This window comes from Streptomyces sp. NPDC093598, assembly GCF_044764825.1.
Classification (GTDB): domain Bacteria; phylum Actinomycetota; class Actinomycetes; order Streptomycetales; family Streptomycetaceae; genus Streptomyces.
Genome location: NZ_JBIWIV010000001.1, coordinates 511,250 through 527,225, shown reverse-complemented (window position 1 = coordinate 527,225; position 15,976 = coordinate 511,250). Strand labels below are relative to the sequence as shown.

18 protein-coding genes are annotated in these 15,976 nt (G+C 71.5%); 3 read left to right on the top strand and 15 right to left on the bottom strand.

Annotated features, from left to right (window positions below; genetic code table 11):
* Positions 1–219: 219 nt before the first annotated feature.
* Positions 220–909: a hypothetical protein gene (locus ACIRDU_RS02435; RefSeq protein ID WP_403573276.1), complete on the bottom strand. Its 690-nt coding sequence runs from the start codon at positions 907–909 to the stop codon at positions 220–222.
* Between the two features lie 119 nt (positions 910–1,028).
* Positions 1,029–1,388: an arsenate reductase family protein gene (locus tag ACIRDU_RS02430; protein WP_175432171.1), complete on the bottom strand. Its 360-nt coding sequence runs from the start codon at positions 1,386–1,388 to the stop codon at positions 1,029–1,031.
* A gap of 228 nt (positions 1,389–1,616) precedes the next feature.
* Between ACIRDU_RS02430 and ACIRDU_RS02425 the strand changes: the two genes are divergently transcribed.
* Positions 1,617–1,931, top strand: a complete 315-nt coding sequence (locus tag ACIRDU_RS02425; RefSeq protein ID WP_403573272.1) for a hypothetical protein — start codon at positions 1,617–1,619, stop codon at positions 1,929–1,931.
* A 54-nt stretch (positions 1,932–1,985) separates the two neighbouring features.
* Here ACIRDU_RS02425 and ACIRDU_RS02420 read toward each other — a convergent pair whose 3' ends face one another.
* Positions 1,986–3,041: an aldo/keto reductase gene (locus tag ACIRDU_RS02420; protein ID WP_403573269.1), complete on the bottom strand. Its 1,056-nt coding sequence runs from the start codon at positions 3,039–3,041 to the stop codon at positions 1,986–1,988.
* A 103-nt stretch (positions 3,042–3,144) separates the two neighbouring features.
* Here ACIRDU_RS02420 and ACIRDU_RS02415 point away from each other — a divergent pair, with 103 nt between their 5' ends.
* Positions 3,145–3,798, top strand: coding sequence for a TetR/AcrR family transcriptional regulator (locus ACIRDU_RS02415; RefSeq protein ID WP_403573266.1), 654 nt, complete (start codon positions 3,145–3,147; stop codon positions 3,796–3,798).
* A gap of 96 nt (positions 3,799–3,894) precedes the next feature.
* On the opposite strand, the gene ACIRDU_RS02410 is transcribed toward ACIRDU_RS02415, so the two are convergent.
* From ACIRDU_RS02410 to glnA, 8 genes are all read right to left on the bottom strand, one after another.
* Complete coding sequence (locus tag ACIRDU_RS02410) at positions 3,895–5,079, bottom strand: winged helix DNA-binding domain-containing protein (protein ID WP_403573263.1); 1,185 nt, start codon at positions 5,077–5,079, stop codon at positions 3,895–3,897.
* A 75-nt stretch (positions 5,080–5,154) separates the two neighbouring features.
* Entirely contained in the window at positions 5,155–6,777 is a 1,623-nt protein-coding gene (locus ACIRDU_RS02405) for an alpha/beta fold hydrolase (protein ID WP_403573261.1), read from the bottom strand.
* Between the two features lie 40 nt (positions 6,778–6,817).
* Positions 6,818–7,402 (bottom strand): hypothetical protein, encoded by a 585-nt coding sequence (locus ACIRDU_RS02400; protein WP_403573258.1) that lies wholly within the window; start codon positions 7,400–7,402, stop codon positions 6,818–6,820.
* A gap of 7 nt (positions 7,403–7,409) precedes the next feature.
* Positions 7,410–8,327, bottom strand: coding sequence for a zinc metalloprotease HtpX (gene htpX / locus ACIRDU_RS02395; RefSeq protein ID WP_403573255.1), 918 nt, complete (start codon positions 8,325–8,327; stop codon positions 7,410–7,412).
* Positions 8,328–8,425: 98 nt separating this feature from the next.
* Complete coding sequence (locus ACIRDU_RS02390) at positions 8,426–8,797, bottom strand: signal peptidase I (RefSeq protein ID WP_403573252.1); 372 nt, start codon at positions 8,795–8,797, stop codon at positions 8,426–8,428.
* A gap of 11 nt (positions 8,798–8,808) precedes the next feature.
* Positions 8,809–10,152 carry a HEAT repeat domain-containing protein gene (locus tag ACIRDU_RS02385; protein WP_403573249.1) on the bottom strand — a complete coding sequence of 448 codons (1,344 nt, stop codon included), beginning with the start codon at positions 10,150–10,152 and terminating at the stop codon, positions 8,809–8,811.
* A 57-nt stretch (positions 10,153–10,209) separates the two neighbouring features.
* Positions 10,210–10,476 carry a hypothetical protein gene (locus ACIRDU_RS02380; protein ID WP_403573246.1) on the bottom strand — a complete coding sequence of 89 codons (267 nt, stop codon included), beginning with the start codon at positions 10,474–10,476 and terminating at the stop codon, positions 10,210–10,212.
* Positions 10,477–10,585: 109 nt separating this feature from the next.
* The gene (gene glnA / locus ACIRDU_RS02375) at positions 10,586–11,995 is read right to left on the bottom strand and encodes a type I glutamate--ammonia ligase (protein ID WP_403573244.1); all 1,410 of its coding nucleotides are present in this window, start codon (positions 11,993–11,995) and stop codon (positions 10,586–10,588) included.
* A gap of 210 nt (positions 11,996–12,205) precedes the next feature.
* Here glnA and ACIRDU_RS02370 point away from each other — a divergent pair, with 210 nt between their 5' ends.
* A complete protein-coding gene (locus ACIRDU_RS02370) occupies positions 12,206–12,673 on the top strand; it encodes an RDD family protein (RefSeq protein ID WP_403573241.1) in 468 nt (155 codons plus the stop codon).
* 69 nt (positions 12,674–12,742) lie between these two features.
* On the opposite strand, the gene ACIRDU_RS02365 is transcribed toward ACIRDU_RS02370, so the two are convergent.
* The 4 genes from ACIRDU_RS02365 to lipB form a co-directional block, all read right to left on the bottom strand.
* Complete coding sequence (locus ACIRDU_RS02365; RefSeq protein WP_390980422.1) at positions 12,743–13,444, bottom strand: DUF4191 family protein; 702 nt, start codon at positions 13,442–13,444, stop codon at positions 12,743–12,745.
* A 75-nt stretch (positions 13,445–13,519) separates the two neighbouring features.
* On the bottom strand, positions 13,520–13,723 hold the full coding sequence (locus tag ACIRDU_RS02360) for a hypothetical protein (RefSeq protein WP_403573238.1): 204 nt from the start codon (positions 13,721–13,723) through the stop codon (positions 13,520–13,522).
* A gap of 261 nt (positions 13,724–13,984) precedes the next feature.
* Positions 13,985–14,950, bottom strand: a complete 966-nt coding sequence (gene lipA / locus ACIRDU_RS02355; protein WP_403573235.1) for a lipoyl synthase — start codon at positions 14,948–14,950, stop codon at positions 13,985–13,987.
* A 101-nt stretch (positions 14,951–15,051) separates the two neighbouring features.
* Positions 15,052–15,852 carry a lipoyl(octanoyl) transferase LipB gene (gene lipB, locus ACIRDU_RS02350; RefSeq protein WP_403573232.1) on the bottom strand — a complete coding sequence of 267 codons (801 nt, stop codon included), beginning with the start codon at positions 15,850–15,852 and terminating at the stop codon, positions 15,052–15,054.
* Positions 15,853–15,976: the final 124 nt, after the last annotated feature.

Sequence of the window (15,976 nt, the reverse complement as noted above, 5' to 3'; positions counted from 1 at the left end):
TACCTGGTGACGCTGTGCCGCACTTCACGCCGTGAGGAGGTGCTGCCGGTGCGGCGCCGGTCACCGGCTCCCCTCCGTCGAGCCGGTGACCGGCGCCGCACGGCCCGGACGCGCCGGTCCTGCCGCCCCTGGCCGGGGGCGGCAGGACCGGTGACACGTACGAGGGGCGGCCGAGGGGGTGGCCGCCGCCTCCTCTAGCTGTTCACTCGGTCGTACGCCTCACCCCACCTTCTCGATCAGGGCCCGGCGGATCAGGAACTTGCCGGGCTCACGGACCTGTTCGAAGGCCGCGTTGTTGAGCAGCGCGCAGCTGCCGGAGACCGAAGTGACCTCCACCGTCGTGGACTTGTTGTTGTCCAGGTTGGTGACCTTCAGTTTCGTGCCGGCCGGGAACTGGTTGCTGGACGCGGCAGGCGCACCGCCCTCGCCGGAGAGCGTGACCGTGGAGCCGTTGCACACCTGCTGGCCCGAGGCCGCACCGCCGCCCTGGTTCCCCGCGGGGGCGGACTCGGGGGGCTGTGAGGGCTGCGCCGGCTGTGCGGGATCCGAAGGCTGAGCCGGCTGGGCGGGCTGCGACGGCTGCGCGGTCTGGGAGTCCTGAGCCGACTCCCCGACAGCGCACCCCGACGCCTCCTGCTTCCGCTTGATCTCCGCGACGACCGCCTCGCGGTTGGCGATCCGCGCCCCGGACTGCGCGTCCGGGTTGGCCCGCTGGTCCGCGATGAATTTCTGGTTGTTGCCGAGGGCGGTGGCCAGGCCCAGGCAGACCGTCGACTCCGACGCCGATTTGGGGGTCGGCGCGGCGTTCGACGTGCTCGCCATGACGAAGGCCCCGCCTCCCGCCACCGTCGCCGCGCTCACCAGCAGCGCGATCTTCTTCTTCGTGCCGAGAGTTCTCCTGCGCGACATGCGCGCCTCCTGAAGAGGTAGGGGAGCGTACGCCGCTATGTACGAGATACCGAACGAGGTTACTCAGCGGTTACAGGAGTCACTGAAGTGACCTGCGCCACAGGGGGGATGTCCCACCGTCAGCGCGACAGGGCGTCCCGCACGGCCTCGTCGGTGCGGCCGACCACCGCGGTGCCGTCGTCCGCGGTGATGATCGGGCGCTGGATCAGCTTCGGGTGCTCGGCGAGCGCCGTGATCCAGCGATCGCGCGAACCGGCGTCCCGCGGCCACTCCTTGAGCCCGAGCTCCTTGGCGTCGGCCTCCTGGGTGCGGGTGATGTCCCAGGGTTCGAGACCGAGGCGCTCGAGCACGCCGCGGATCTCGTCCTCGCTCGGCACGTCCTCCAGGTAGCGACGGACGGTGTAGTCGGCGCCCTCGGCGTCGAGCAGGGTCAGGGCGCTGCGGCACTTCGAACACGCGGGATTGATCCAGATCTCCATGTGCACACGGTACGCACCGACCGTCTTGTTCGATTTCCTGGTGTCCCTCCCGCCCCTGGCGGACCTGCCGTGACGCAATGTCAATTCCCAGATCTACCTGCGCGTTTGTCGGCCTCTTCGCACTCCCCGTTGTCAGTGCCGGGCGGTAAACTGTAAGCAGTGTTCGAGGGTGGCGCCGAAGATGCCGACGTCTTCGGTGAGCCGCCCGACCGCGACAGGAGGATGCCTGTGCCCGCTGCCGCCCTGAAGTCGAAGCCGTTGCCCACCCAGTCCACCGCGAAGCGTCCCGTCCTGCTCGACCTGCCCTACGTGCCCGTGGAGAAGCGGCCGTTGCCGCCGGGCCGGCCCCGCGAGTGGTACGTGACGCACAACCGCCGCCTCAAGGCGATGCGCCTCGCCATCGCCCTGCTCGACTCGGGCGTCTACATGCCGAACCAGGCCCGCAACGAGACGATCCGCGACGCGGCGGAACTGATCGGCGTCCACCCGCCGTCGGACACGACGTGCCACATGGTGCGGGCGTTCATGCGCTACGCCCGCTGAGCCCCTCCGAGCCGAGCGCCGGGTGCCCCGAACCGCGGGGTGCCCGGCGCTCGCTCATGCCGCCCGGCCGGGAGCCGCGAGCACCGAGGGGTTCAGGCGGGCGAAGCCCTCCTGCCGCTCGTAGGGGAAGTAGGGGTACGGCGCCGGGCGGTGGCTCGCCGCGTCGAGCTTCGCCACCTGCTCGGGAGTGAGGCTCCAGCCGACGGCGCCGAGGTTCTGGCGCAACTGCCGCTCGTCGCGGGCGCCGATGAGGACGGAGGACACACTCGGCCGCTGAAGCAGCCAGTTGAGGGCGATCTGCGGCACCGCCCTGCCCGTCTCCTCCGCGATCTCGTCCAGTGCGTCGACGACGCCGTAGAGGTGCTCGTCGGAGACGGGCGGGCCGTAGTCGGCGGTGCGGTGCAGGCGGCTGTCGGGCGGGAGCGGTGTGCCGCGGCGGACCTTGCCGGTGAGGCGCCCCCAGCCGAGCGGGCTCCAGACGATCGCGCCGAGGCCCTGGTCGAGGGCGAGCGGCATCAGCTCCCACTCGTAGTCGCGGCCGATGAGGGAGTAGTACACCTGGTGGGCCACATAGCGCGGGTGACCGTGCCGCTCCGCGGCCGCGAGGGACTTCATCACCTGCCAGCCGGAGAAGTTGGAGACGCCGGTGTAGCGCACCTTGCCCGCCCGCACCAGCGAGTCGAGCGTGGCCAGCACCTCCTCGACCGGTGTCCCGGCGTCGAAGGCGTGGAGCTGGAACAGGTCGAGGTAGTCGGTGCCCAGCCGGCGCAGCGCGGCCTCGCAGGCGCGGATCAGGCGGGAGCGGGAGGAGCCCGCGTCACCCGGTCCGTCGCCCATCGGCAGGCTCGTCTTGGTGGAGACGATCACCTGGTCACGACGGCCCCTGATCGCCTCCCCGAGCACCTCCTCGGACGCGCCGGCGGAGTAGACGTCGGCGGTGTCGAACATCGTGATCCCCGCATCCAGACAGATGTCCACCAGCCGGCGCGCCTCCTGCGCGTCGGTCGTGCCCCAGGCGCCGAAGAGCGGGCCCCGCCCGCCGAAGGTGCCGGCTCCGAAGCTCAGCGCGGGGACCATGAGTCCGGACGCGCCCAACCGCCTGTATTCCATCTCGGGCCCCTTTCGGGAGTGATCCCGCCTTAACGGGTCTATGGTTCTGTTAGCTGTCACTAAGGTAGCAGGGCGGAGCCGCTAATGGAACAGGAGTGCCGTTATGGCTGATGGAGGGGAGCCGGGGACCGTCCGGCCCGGTGGGCGCACGGCGCGGGTGCGGGAGGCGGTGCTGCGGGCCGCCGAGGACGCCCTGACCGAGCAGGGCTTCACCGGGCTCGACCTGGCCGACATCGCGCGCCGCGCCGGGGTGGGGAAGACGACCGTCTACCGGCGCTGGGGAACCGTGACCGGTCTGGTGGCGGACCTCCTGGAGGACATGGCCGAGCAGTCCGCGCCGCGCACCGAGACCGGCTCACTGCTCGGCGACCTGACGGCCAACGCCCGGCTCGTGCAGCGGACCTTGACGGACCCCCGGCAGGGGCCGCTGTTCAAGGCGCTGATCGCCGCCGCCACCGGTGACGGGAAGACGGCCGCAGCGCTGCACCGCTTCTACGACATCCGCGTCCGGGAGTGGGCCCCCTGTGTCCGGCAGGCCGTCGACCGGGGCGAGGTGCCCGAGGGCACCGACGCGCACGAGGTGGTCCGCGCTGTCTCCGCCCCTCTCTATTACCACCTGCTGATCAGCGGCGGCCGGCTCGACGAGGCCACGGCCGACCGGGCCGCCGAGGCGGCGGCGACGGCCGCGAGCGCGGGGGTGTACGTGCGGAACGCGGGCGAGCCCCGGCTGAGGAACGGAGGCCCACGGCGGGCGTGACCGGCGTCGCCCGTCCCGGACGCCGGCCGGCCGAGCGGCGGCCGGGCGATGCCGACGAGGGCGGCCTTCAGCGTCCTCGGCGCCTGCCGCCGCTCCTCAGCCCGCCGCCAGCTCCTTCTCCAGTGGCGTGCGGAAACGCGGCGTGATCCTGGTCGTCCCCAGCCACCCGGCCAGCCGCTCCGCCTCCGCCTCGATCGCGGCGAGGGCCTCCCGGCCGATGCCCTCCTCGTCGAGGATCCGCCAGGTGATCTCCCCGTCCGGCCGCTGGGCCCAGCCGCCGACCACCCGTCCGTTCCACCACACCGTCGGCCCGACGTTGCCGCTGCCGTCGAACAACCGGGGCCGCAGCTCCGGGGCGAGATACCAGTCGCGCTGCCGCCACCCCATCGCCGTAGGGTCGAGTCCGGGCAGCAGCGCGGCCCAGGGCTCGTCGGGCGCGGGAACCGGGTTGGTGTCGCCCTCGGCCACGTACCCCGGGCCCCCGTCGAGCGACACCGGCTCCGCCCCGATCGCGGCCAGGGCCCTGCGGACATCCGTCACGCGCCACCCCGTCCACCACGTCAGATCGGCCTCGGTCGCCGGACCGCACGCGGCGAGCCACCGTCTCAGCAGCTCCGCCTGCGCCCCGGCCGTGTCCAGCTCGGCATGGTGGGGTGCCACGGCCCAGCGGAACCGGCTGGACGTCCAGGAGCCGAGCGGCCGGCCGCGCACGACCTTCCCCTCGACGCCCAGCACCTTCAGCAGCCGGGTCGAGACCGTGTGCGTCCCCTCGTAGCTCTTCCCGGCCGCGTACACGAACTGCTCGCGCAAGCGCGGCTCGTCCTGGGCGAGTTCGGCCGCCGTCGCCTGCCCGCGCCGGGCGAGCGCCGCCAGCGTCGACTCCTCGACCTCTTTCAGCCAGGCCGCGTCCGGCGCCCCGGCCGTCGCCATGTGCTTGAGCAGCGCGGCCCTCTCCCGGGCGGCGACCGCCAGACCCGTCGAGGCGTGCACGACGGCGGTCAGCTCGGTGGGGAACACGAACACCGTGTGCCGCATGCCGTGCATCCGCACCAGGGAACGGTCCTCGTACAGGGCCCGCCCGGTCTCCTCCACGGTCTCGGCAGGGTCCGCGAGCCGCGCGCCCACGGCCAGATACACCGTCGCCGGGTCCGTGCCGTGCAGCGCGACCAGTGCACCGGCGACCTCCTCGGGCGCCTCCGCCCGGGCCTGCCCGGCCAGCCGCTGCCGCAGCGCGAGCCGGGCCCGCCGCTCCGCCACGCCGATGAACCGCTGTGCACCCATGACGGCCTCCACTCGTCACGTCCCCCGACCCGACTGCATCATCGCGGACGCCACTGACAATCAGGTCGTCAACCCTCAGGAGTACCGCCTCAGCAGCTCCGCCACGTACACCTCCAGCCGCTCGCCCAGCACCTCGGGCGTCAGATCGGTCCGGCCCAGCTCCCGCCACGGCCCCGCCAGCTTCGCCGCGTCGGGGACGTAGGCCAGGGCGTCGAGCAGCCGCCAGTACAGGTGCTCCGGGCCGTCGGCCGGGCGCCGCCCGCCCAGGGCCTCGTAGCGCTCCCGGAAACCGAGGCCGTACTCCGGCCCGTGCAGCAGCGCGAGCGCCGTCGAGCAGTGGGCGACATCGAGGTCGGCAGGCCCCCACGAGGTCTCCACCCAGTCGACGACACCGCTGACCCGCAGGCCGGCCCCCGAACCCGTGAACAGGACGTTGCCGGGATGGAAGTCCCGGTGCAGGAAGCAGCCGTCGTAGGGCGGGGGTTGGCGGCGGATGACGTCCACGGCCCGCTCCCACCCCGGGGGGACCGCCGCCGGCGACGTCCACGGCTGGTACGCGCGCGGACGCTCCCGGGGGACGACCCGGTGGATCCGGGCCAGCTGGGCCGCCAGCAGATCCACCCGCGCGTCGAGTTCCTCCTCGTCGACGCGGACCCGGCCCGGCAGTACGGACATCAACAGGGACGGATGGTCGCAGTGCTCGCCGGTCGCGTCCACGCCGATCAACTCGGGGGCCGGCACACCCTCCTGCTCCGCGAGCAGCGTGAGAATCTCCGCCTCGCGGGCCAGCAGCCCGGGCGCGTGCCGCCGGAAGAAGGGCTTCACGAACGTCCGCAGCGCCAGCTCGGTGCCGTCGTCGAGAGTGAGCCGCCGCATCTGGGCGCTCCAGCCACCGCTCAGAAATGTCGACGTGGCCACCGTACGGTCCTCCGGGAGCTGCTTGGCCACCCATGCGCGGGTCGCCGTCCAGCCCTGCTCGCCGAGCCCGGTCAGAACGGCGGTGACGAACTCCCGCCGGTCCTCGGGGTGGTCGCGAAACCACAGGCCCAACCGGTGCTCCGCCTCCGGCAGTTCCCGGTGGGTGAACTGCGCGCGCCGGGCCAGCGCCTGTGAGCAGGCCTCCGTCACGGCGGGCGGGATGACCTCGTCCGTGCCGGGCACCGCGAGCACCGCCCGTCCCTCGAACGCCCGCAGGACATCGAGCGCGGGCGCCTCGCGCCAGCTCCCGGGCCTGCGGATGATCTCGCTGAACCGCCCGTCACCCTCGCCGAACGGCACGTCCCACGCCTCGGCCGCGTACACCGCCGGCGCGCACAGCCCCAGGGCCGCCACCCGGTCCCCGTAGTGCCCGACGAGATCGGCCACCGTCTGGCCGCTCATGCTGAACCCGACCAGGACCAGCGGCCCGTCCGGGCGCGCATGCGCGTCGATGACGGAGACGGCCTGCTCGAAGCGGCGGCGCAGGCTCAGCTCCCGCAGCCGGCCGGTGCTCTCCCCGTGCCCCGAGAAGTCGAAGGCGAGGGCGTGGCAGCCGTGTGCGGCGAACTCCGCCAGCAGCGGCACCAGCCGCTCCTTGCTGCCGTTGCCCGCGCCGTGCAGCAGGACGGCGGTCGCCCGGGCCGGCTCACCGGCGCCGGTGGACAGTCCGCTGAGGCGTTCGCCGCCGATGACGTGAGTGAAAGGGATCAGCTCATTCATACGGCCATTCACTCATGCGGCCCGCGCCCCTGCGGGGCGGTCACAGTCCCGGCGCTCCCCAGACCGGGAACCAGCGGCTCAGGTCCTGCTCGATGCGCAGCTCGCCGGAGAGCGCCGCCCGCACCTGGAGTTCGAGTGCGTTGTCGCGCCGCTGCGTTCCGTCCGGCAGGGGCGCGAACGGGTAGAACGTGCCGCGTTTGTAGAGGTAGACCAGCGCGAGCCGCCGACCGGAGAGGTCCTCGAACCCGGCCAGGGAGCACAGCAGTTGGGGGCCGAACCCGTTGACCTCCATCTGGCTGTTCACGGCGTGCAGATCGTTCACGAGCGCGGAGAGCTGGTCGGGGGCGCGGCGCGAGACCAGCCAGGAGTAGCCGTAGTCGTCCTGCCGCAGTTGCACCGGCGGGCCGTCGCGGTCGGTGTCGGCGTCCAGCAGGGCCTGCACCTCGCGGTGGGACTGCTCGAAGGCCGCGCCCTCGACGGTGGCGAAGCACACCGCGCCCTGCCCGGTCGGCGTGAAGCCCGCGGCCGCCTCCAGCGTCACGGCCGCCGAGGGCAGCGCGAAGAGCCGGTCGAGATCCGCCACGACCGGTCTCGTCCGGCCGAGCAGGATGTCCAGCAGCCCCATGTCCCGCTCACACCCCTCCGGGTGCCGCCGCCTCGCCCAGCTCGGCGGAGATCCGGCCCAGCTGGTCGAGCCGCTGCTCCATGCTCGGGTGGGTCGAGAAGAGCCGTGCGACGCCGGGTTCGCGGCCCAGCGCCGGCGTGAAGTAGAAGGCGTTGAAGGCCTGGGCCGTGCGCAGGTCCTTGGTCGGGATGCGGGCGATGTCGCCGGAGACCTTGGTGAGTGCGGAGGCCAGCGCCGAGGGCCGGCCGGTGAGCAGCGCGGCCGCCCGGTCCGCGGCCAGTTCCCGGTACCGGGACAGGGCCCGGATCAGCAGGAAGCTGATCGCGTAGACGGCGGCCGACACGCCCATCACCGCGGCGAAGACGGCAGCGGTGTTCTGGTCCCTCCTGCCCCCGCCGAACAGCTGCGAGTAGAAGGCGAACCGCACGATCAGCCCTGCGATCACGCCGAGGAACGACGCGACGGTGATCACGGCGACGTCCTTGTGCGCCACATGCGACAGCTCGTGCGCGAGCACGCCCTCCAGCTCGGCCGGCTCCAGCCGCCGCAGCAGTCCGGTCGTCACACAGACCACCGCGTGATCGGGGTTCCGCCCCGTCGCGAACGCGTTCGGCATGTCCATACCGGACACCGCCACCACCGGCTTCGGCATGTCGGCCAGGGCGCACAGCCGGTCGATCACCGCGTGCAGCTCGGGATACTCCTCCCGCTCCACGACCCGCCCGCGCATGGCGTACAGCGCGATCCGGTCGGAGAACCAGTACTGCGCGCCGAGCAGCGCCGCCGCGATCACCACGACCAGCACCCACGACTTGAGCAGCACGATCAACGCGGCGACGAACCCCACGTACAACAACCCGAGCAGGAACAGCGTGACCCCCATACGGGTGGTCAACCGCCGATCGCTCCGGAAGCGGCTGTGCATCTGCATCACCTCGCAGTCACGCACTCGTCCCACAGCCAGTGTGCACCCGGCCCTCCCCATGAACGGGTCGCGATCGGCCCCAGGAGCGGCAAAAGCCGTCAGCCGCCCCGGGCCACCGCGTACCCCGGCACGGACGGCCACCGCACGGTCAGCACGACCGACTCCTCCTCCGCACGCCACGAGTGATCGACGCCGCGCCCCCACACGACGTAGTCCCCCTGCCGCTCCAGCAGCACACTGCGCCCGGGCAGTTCGACCCGGAAACGCCCACTGACGAGCACGAGCAGCGCGGTACGTTCCTCGCCCCGCACCCACTCGGCCCGCTCATCCCCGCGAGGATGCACACCCCACTTGATCTCCACGTCCTCGCTGCGCCGCGGATCCCCGACGTCCTTGAAATGCCCGAGGATCCACCCCTGGTCCAGGGCGGCGTCGTCCCCGGCGTTACCCACGTAGACACTGTCGCTCACGGGGCCGGACGCTAGCAGCGGCGCCCCGGACCGACGGGGACCCCCGCGACCCAGCCTCGCGCCGCAACCAACCGGTGCGCGGCGATCCGGACGTGCCGGGGCCGCTCCGCCGCGAGTCGCTCCGCCAGCCACGCCTGCGGCAGCAGCGCCGCGGACGGCAACAAGGCGACCGTTGCCTCTCGCACGACGCCGGGGGCGGGGTCGTCGAGCAGGGGCCGCAGTTCTTCCACGACCGTCACGTCCAGCGTGCGCAGGCCTGCAACCGCCCGGGCCCGCACTGTCGGCACGCGGTGGGTGAGCAGTGGCCGCAGCAACTCGGCGTCTGATCGCTCCCCGCACTCCGCCAGTCCGATGACCGCACCGGCCGGCAGTGCCGGATCGTCCGCCTCCGCGCATCGCTGCCGGTACCAGGGCAGGGGGTCGGTCCCGTGCTGCCGTACGACGTACCGCGCACAGGCCCGCACCAGTGCCGACCGGTCGGCCAGGAACTCCAGTGCCCGCTCGGGCTGCCCGGCCCGCCGCAGTGCCGTGACGCCGGCGGACCGGGCACGCGGGTAGCGGGCGGCGAGCAGCGGTTCGAGCACGTCGTCGAAGTCGCCGTCCTCGCGCAGGGCGGCCAGGGCCGCCCCGGCGCACAGGTCCTGCACGACGACGTCGTCGTCCCGGGCGGCGGTACGGGCGAGCCGGGCGGGGGAGAGCAGCGACTCCTCGGCGGCCAGCCGGTACGCGAACCGTCGCACGGTGCGGTCGGGGTGGATGAAGAGGGTGGAGAGCGGTCCGTGCGGCGCACGGCGCAGCAGCGCGCCGAGCAGTTCCACGCCGTACGCTCCCCGCTCGCGTCGGCCGATGCGCAGGATCAAAGGTGCGAGCGCGATGCCGTTGAGCGCGTCGAGGCCCGCCCGCAGCAGTTCCCGGGCCCTGTCGCGCACCGGTGCTGCCCAGTCCGCGGCGCGTATGACGACCAGGGGCAGCAGGGCGGGGCGGTCCGCGACCCGGGCGAGGGCCGCTTCACGGGTGTGGCCGTCCGGGTGGCAGAGCGCCACGGCGAGCCGGGGCTCGACCGAGGGCCCGTGAGCGGCCTCCGCACGCCACCGGGACGACCGGAACACCCAACGCCCGATTCCGAGCGCCTTCGACCGGGCCGCCCCGTCCAGCCCGTCCACCCACGCCTTGTCCGGCAGGTCCCTGATCCCGTACCAGCCCCACGCCCGGACACCCGCGTCCAGCCCGGTCCAAGCGGCCGGATCAGCGACGTCCAGCACCTCGTCGAGAGGCGTCCCCTCGGCCAGCCGCGCCGCGGCCGCCTCTCCGCCCCGGATGTCCTCGTTCACGCCCGCCCCCGTTCGACCTGCCATTTCGGGGGATCGTAAGGCGCACGGACAGCGACCGGCACGCGGATTGTCGCGAGCTGGCTAGTACGGCGCCCTGAAGTTGACGTACCCCAGCAGCACGATCACCGCGGCCACGCAGCCGAGCACCACGGCGGTCGAGATCCACGAGGAGCGGCGGTGGGACGAGACGTGCTCCGGGGCGGCGCGGAACGGCACGGGGCCGGGTGGGTTGTGCTTCCAGCGCGCGGCGAGCATACGGGCCCGGGCCGAGGGCTCCTTGTGCTCGGCTCCGTCCGCCCATCTGAGGTCGAACTCGCGCTCCTGGCCGTCCTGTTCGTGCTCGGGCATTCCCGCTCCACCCCCGTGTGGTCCTGCCCCAAGAATAGAACATACGCCCGCGCCCCCGCTGTCGGAACAACAGCGGGGGCGCGGGCGTCATGCCTCGATCAGGCGTCGATCACACGTCGAAGTACAGCTCGAACTCGTGCGGGTGCGGACGCAGCTGCAGCGGCGCGATCTCGTTCGCGCGCTTGAAGTCGATCCACGTCTCGATCAGGTCCGGGGTGAACACGTCGCCCTGGAGCAGGAACTCGTGGTCGGCCTCCAGGCGGTCCAGGACCGCGCCGAGGGAGGTCGGGACCTGCGCGACGTTCGCGTGCTCCTCGGGAGCCAGCTCGTACAGGTCCTTGTCGATCGGCTCGGCCGGCTCGATCTTGTTCTTGATGCCGTCCAGGCCGGCGAGCAGCAGCGCCGAGAAGGCCAGGTACGGGTTGCCGGAGGCGTCGGGCGCGCGGAACTCGACGCGCTTGGCCTTCGGGTTCGAGCCCGTGATCGGGATACGCATCGCGGCGGAGCGGTTGCGCTGCGAGTACACCAGGTTCACCGGCGCCTCGAAGCCCGGCACCAGACGGTGGTACGAGTTCACCGTCGGGTTGGTGAAGGCCAGCAGCGACGGGGCGTGCTTGAGGATGCCGCCGATGTAGTAGCGGGCGGTGTCCGACAGGCCCGCGTAGCCGGCCTCGTCGTAGAAGAGCGGGGAGCCGCCCTGCCACAGCGACTGGTGGACGTGCATGCCCGAGCCGTTGTCGCCGAAGATCGGCTTCGGCATGAAGGTCGCGGTCTTGCCGTTCTGCCACGCCACGTTCTTCACGATGTACTTGAAGAGCTGGAGGTCGTCCGCGGCGGCGAGCAGCGTGTTGAACTTGTAGTTGATCTCGGCCTGGCCGGCGGTGCCCACCTCGTGGTGCTGGCGCTCCACCTGCAGGCCGGCGCGGTTCAGCTCCAGGGAGATCTGGGCACGCAGGTCGGCGAAGTGGTCGACCGGCGGGACCGGGAAGTAGCCGCCCTTGTAGCGGACCTTGTAACCACGGTTGTCCTCGAGGGCACCGGTGTTCCAGGCGCCGGCCTCGGAGTCGATGTGGTAGAAGGACTCGTTCGCGCTGGTCGCGAAGCGGACGGAGTCGAAGACGTAGAACTCGGCCTCGGGACCGAAGTACGCGGTGTCCGCGATGCCGGTCGACGCGAGGTAGGCCTCGGCCTTCTTCGCCACGTTGCGCGGGTCACGGGAGTACTGCTCGCCCGTGATCGGGTCGTGGATGAAGAAGTTGATGTTCAGCGTCTTGTCACGGCGGAACGGGTCGACCCGGGCGGTCGAGAGGTCCGCGCGCAGCGCCATGTCGGACTCGTGAATGGCCTGGAAGCCCCGGATCGAGGAGCCGTCGAAGGCGAGCTCCTCGTCGGCGTCGAACGCCTCCGCAGGCACCGTGAAGTGCTGCATCACGCCCGGGAGGTCGCAGAACCGGACGTCTACGAACTTGACGTCCTCGTCCGCGATGAACTTCTTGGCCTCGTCGGCGTTCTGGAACATCCAGCTCCTCCTACTCCCGACCGTCCCGCCGGGGTGGTAGTTCGTTCGTGCGGCCAGTGCGGGTGGCACACGCTGACCTCGACCCTAGGGACGGGTGATTTCTCTGGCGTGACCCATTTGTTTCGCACAAGTTAACCGGCTCCCTCTCCACCGTAGCCCGGACACACCCCGCCGTGCCCTGGTCATTTACGGGCGCAGTACCGTGGACGGGTGGACAACAGGCAAGCACTCGGATCCTGGCTCTCCGGGCCCCGCGCGGCCGCGGAAGAGGCCGGTGTCGACTTCGGATACCGGGGCGAGCAGCTCGGTCTGCCCGAGGAGGGGCCCGGCTCCATCGCCCGTCCGGGCCGCCGGCTGGGCGCCCTCGCCGTCGACTGGGGCCTGTGCCTCCTGATCGCATACGGTCTCATCACGCAGAGCTACAACGAGGCGGCCCAGCTCTGGGCGCCGCTGATCATGTTCGCGCTGATGGTCCTCACGCTCGGTACGGTCGGCTTCACCCCGGGCAAGCGCCTGCTCGGCCTGCGGGTGCTCGCCCTGGACACCGGCCGGGTCAGCCCCTGGCGCGCCGCCCTGCGCACGGTCCTGCTCTTCCTCGCGATCCCGGCCCTGATCTGGGACCGCGACGGCCGGGGCCTGCACGACCGGCTGGCCGGCACGGTCGAGGTCCGCATCTGACACGCAGCGACATGCACGAGGGGCGCCCGGATCAACCGGGCGCCCCTCGTGCATGTCGTGTGCGGAGTGTCAGCGAGCCTTGGGCCCGCCCTTCGGCAGCCGCATGCCCTTCGGCATCGGGCCCTTCGGCAGTGGCATGTTGCTCATCAGGTCACCGAGGGCGCGCAGCCGGTCGTTGGTGGCCGTGACCTGCGGGCCGGTCAGCACGCGCGGGAGCTTCAGCATGGTCGTCCGCAGCTTCTTCAGCTCGACCTGGCCCTCGCCCGTGCCCACGAGCAGGTCGTGCACCGGGACGTCCGCGACGATGCGGTTCATCTTCCGCTTCTCGGCGGCCAGCAGGGTCTTCACCCGGTTCGGGTTGCCCTCGGCGACCAGCACGATGCCGGCCTTGCCGACCGCTCGGTGCACCACGTCCTGGTTGCGGTTCATCGCCACCGCGGGGGTCGTCGTCCAGCCCCGGCCGATGTTGTCGAGCACCGCCGCCGCGGCACCGGGCTGCCCCTCCATCTGCCCGAAGGCGGCCCGCTCGGCCCGGCGCCCGAACACGATCGCCGACGCGAGGAAGGCGAGCAGGAGGCCCAGGATGCCGAGATAGATGGGGTGACCGATCAAGAAACCGATCGCGAGGAAGACACCGAAGGTGACGATTCCGACTGCCGCGAGTACAAGACCGATCTTCTTGTCGGCCCTGCGGGTCATCTTGTAGGTCAGAGCGATCTGCTTCAGTCGCCCGGGGTTCGCAGCGTCCGCTGCGGGTTCCTTCCTCGCCATGCCCCGAAGTCTACGTGGCCCCACGAGCGCCGACGACGGCAGTGCCCGCGGAGGCCCCTGGGGGAGGGCCGGGGGTCAGGAGCGGACGGACAGGGACTGCTCGATGACGCGCTGCGCCTCGACCCGGTCCTTGGCGCGACGGCGGTCCTCCAGTACGGAGGTCCAGGCGTTGCGGCGGGCGGTGCGCTGACCGCTGCTCATCAGCAGCGACTCGACGGCACGCAGTGCGGTCGTGAAGGACGGGATCGCGGTGGCGCGGACGGGCGGCGCGGCCTGCATGGGTGAGGTCCCCCCTCGGGTACGGGTGTACGTGCTGTGAGTTCAGCGTCACTGATTGGTGTTACCAGGGCGTGACCGACCGGTCAAACACCCATGAAGCCCTGGCGGGAAGTGGTGGAACGCCGACGCGGTCCTGACATGTGCCCTCATCTGCGAGGACGGTCAGGACCGCGTCAAATCGGTCACTACCGGTGGGTAGTCTCTTGTGCGCGAATTCACACGCTTGTCTCGCCCTGGGGTGGGAAGGGCGGTGACGGTCCGTCAGACGGCCTGCGCCGCGATGTGCCCGTCTCGCTTCTCCATGGCCATCCCGTAGAGCCGCCCGGCGCGGTACGAGGAGCGCACCAGCGGCCCGGACATCACGCCGGAGAAGCCGATCTGCTCGGCCTCGTCCTTCAGCTCCACGAACTCGTGCGGCTTGACCCAGCGCTCCACCGGGTGGTGGCGTACGGAGGGCCGCAGGTACTGCGTGATGGTGACCAGCTCGCAGCCCGCCTCGTGCAGCTGCTTCAGCGCCTCGCTGACCTCCTCGCGGGTCTCGCCCATGCCGAGGATCAGGTTCGACTTGGTGACCAGCCCGTAGTCGCGGGCCTCGGTGATCACCTTCAGGGAGCGCTCGTAGCGGAAGCCGGGGCGGATGCGCTTGAAGATCCGCGGGACCGTCTCGACGTTGTGCGCGAAGACCTCGGGCCGGGAGGAGAAGACCTCCTCCAGCTGCTCGGGGACGGCGTTGAAGTCCGGGGCCAGCAGTTCGACCTTCGTACGGCCGGCCTCGCGCCCGGCGGTCTGCTGGTGGATCTGACGCACGGTCTCGGCGTACAGCCAGGCGCCGCCGTCCTCCAGGTCGTCGCGGGCGACGCCGGTGATCGTGGCGTAGTTCAGGTCCATCGTGACCACGGACTCGCCGACCCGGCGGGGCTCGTCGCGGTCGAGCGCCTCGGGCTTGCCGGTGTCGATCTGGCAGAAGTCGCAGCGCCGGGTGCACTGGTCGCCGCCGATGAGGAAGGTCGCCTCGCGGTCCTCCCAGCATTCGTAGATGTTGGGGCAGCCGGCTTCCTGGCAGACCGTGTGCAGGCCCTCGCTCTTCACGAGCTTCTGCATCGCGGTGTACTCGGGGCCCATTTTCGCCCGGGTCTTGATCCACTCGGGCTTGCGCTCGATGGGGGTCTGGCTGTTGCGGACCTCCAGGCGCAGCATCTTGCGTCCGTCGGGTGCGACTGCGGACACGACCGGCTCCCTAGCGATTGATTCTTCGGCGTCCTCAAGGGTACGCCCGTTGATTTGAATGCCTGTGTGGCGCTACCCCTCCAGCTCCTCCACGGGCCGATTTATGCCGCCGGCGTCTTCTCGATCTCGCGCGGCTTCAGCTCCGCGTGCTCCAGGACCTCCCGCAGATGCCGCTCGACCACCGGCAGGACCTCCTCGATCGTCACGTCCCGGCCGAGCTCTCCGGCGAGCGACGCGACCCCCGCGTCGCGGATGCCGCACGGGATGATCCGGTCGAACCACTTGTTGTCGGGGTTCACGTTGAGCGCGAAGCCGTGCATGGTGACGCCCTTGGCCACGCGGATGCCGATCGCGGCGATCTTGCGGTCCTCCCGGCGCTGTCCCGCGTTGGACGGCGCGTACTCCGGGCCGTTCATGCGCGGGTCGAACTCCTCGTCGTGCAGCCGGGGATCGAAGTCCAGCGAGAGCCCGCCGAGCGCGGGGCGCTCGTCGACCGGGTCGCCCAGGACCCACACGCCGCTGCGGCCCTCGACCCGGCTCGTCTCCAGGCCGAACTCGGCGCAGGCGCGGATCAGGGCCTCTTCGAGGCGGCGTACGTGCGCCACGACGTCCACCGGACGCGGGAGCTTCTGGATCGGGTAGCCCACCAGCTGCCCGGGGCCGTGCCAGGTGATCTTGCCGCCGCGGTCCACGTCGATGACCGGCGTGCCGTCGAGGGGCCGCTCGTTGTCCGCCGTACGCCGCCCGGCCGTGTAGACCGGAGGGTGCTCCAGGAGCAGGACGGTGTCGGGGATCTCGTCCGCGAAACGCGCCGCGTGCACCCGGCGCTGCTCGTCCCACGCCTCCTGGTACTCGACGGCCTCGTCACCGAACCCCATGCGGACGAACCGCAACTCACTCACGGCAAGCGCCTCCCTCGGACGGGTGTATCAGGCACGTAGCGCGCCCAAGCCACTGTACGTCCGGCCCGCACACGTCAGTCCCGGGGCCAATCCTCACACGATCGGATGAATGTCCGCGAAAATG

What these genes read in the sequence shown, in the direction of transcription:
- ACIRDU_RS02435 (WP_403573276.1), bottom strand. Translation starts at nt 909, where the DNA reads ATGTCGCGCAGGAGAACTCTCGGCACGAAGAAGAAGATCGCGCTGCTG.
- ACIRDU_RS02430 (WP_175432171.1), bottom strand. Translation starts at nt 1,388, where the DNA reads ATGGAGATCTGGATCAATCCCGCGTGTTCGAAGTGCCGCAGCGCCCTG.
- ACIRDU_RS02420 (WP_403573269.1), bottom strand. Translation starts at nt 3,041, where the DNA reads ATGGAATACAGGCGGTTGGGCGCGTCCGGACTCATGGTCCCCGCGCTG.
- ACIRDU_RS02415 (WP_403573266.1), top strand. Translation starts at nt 3,145, where the DNA reads ATGGCTGATGGAGGGGAGCCGGGGACCGTCCGGCCCGGTGGGCGCACG.
- ACIRDU_RS02410 (WP_403573263.1), bottom strand. Translation starts at nt 5,079, where the DNA reads ATGGGTGCACAGCGGTTCATCGGCGTGGCGGAGCGGCGGGCCCGGCTC.
- ACIRDU_RS02405 (WP_403573261.1), bottom strand. Translation starts at nt 6,777, where the DNA reads ATGAATGAGCTGATCCCTTTCACTCACGTCATCGGCGGCGAACGCCTC.
- ACIRDU_RS02400 (WP_403573258.1), bottom strand. Translation starts at nt 7,402, where the DNA reads ATGGGGCTGCTGGACATCCTGCTCGGCCGGACGAGACCGGTCGTGGCG.
- htpX (WP_403573255.1), bottom strand. Translation starts at nt 8,327, where the DNA reads ATGCACAGCCGCTTCCGGAGCGATCGGCGGTTGACCACCCGTATGGGG.
- ACIRDU_RS02385 (WP_403573249.1), bottom strand. Translation starts at nt 10,152, where the DNA reads ATGGCAGGTCGAACGGGGGCGGGCGTGAACGAGGACATCCGGGGCGGA.
- ACIRDU_RS02380 (WP_403573246.1), bottom strand. Translation starts at nt 10,476, where the DNA reads ATGCCCGAGCACGAACAGGACGGCCAGGAGCGCGAGTTCGACCTCAGA.
- glnA (WP_403573244.1), bottom strand. Translation starts at nt 11,995, where the DNA reads ATGTTCCAGAACGCCGACGAGGCCAAGAAGTTCATCGCGGACGAGGAC.
- ACIRDU_RS02365 (WP_390980422.1), bottom strand. Translation starts at nt 13,444, where the DNA reads ATGGCGAGGAAGGAACCCGCAGCGGACGCTGCGAACCCCGGGCGACTG.
- ACIRDU_RS02360 (WP_403573238.1), bottom strand. Translation starts at nt 13,723, where the DNA reads ATGCAGGCCGCGCCGCCCGTCCGCGCCACCGCGATCCCGTCCTTCACG.